This window comes from Trabulsiella guamensis ATCC 49490 (genome assembly GCF_000734965.1).
Taxonomy (GTDB): Bacteria; Pseudomonadota; Gammaproteobacteria; order Enterobacterales; family Enterobacteriaceae; genus Trabulsiella; species Trabulsiella guamensis.
Window position 1 is genome coordinate 1 of sequence record NZ_JMTB01000252.1, and the last position, 276, is coordinate 276.

Here is a 276-nt window from a genome sequence, read left to right on the forward strand (position 1 = left end):
CCCGGCCAGCACCTCTTCAATCGTCTGACCCTGATCCCGGCGATAGTTATAGTAAAAACAGCAGGTGATATCGAACCGCTCACGGTTGATACGCTTAAGCAGCTCCAGCATGCTGTTGGTGCCGCCGCCCCACTCCTTGCCACTGTCAAAAAGCAAAATTTTCCGTCGCTGTGGCACCATGACTCTGTTCTCTGTCCGCTAAACCAACTGGCATTATAAAGATTTCGGATGGATATTCAGCGTTTTTGTTACAAAAGCAGCTATTATTAAAATCAG

Annotated in this window: 1 pseudogene; it reads right to left on the bottom strand. The window is 47.8% G+C overall.

Annotation, left to right across the window (positions count from 1 at the left end):
• Positions 1 to 180 (bottom strand): annotated as a pseudogene (locus tag GTGU_RS26805) (glycosyltransferase); the annotation flags it as partial.
• Positions 181 to 276 lie beyond the last annotated feature (96 nt).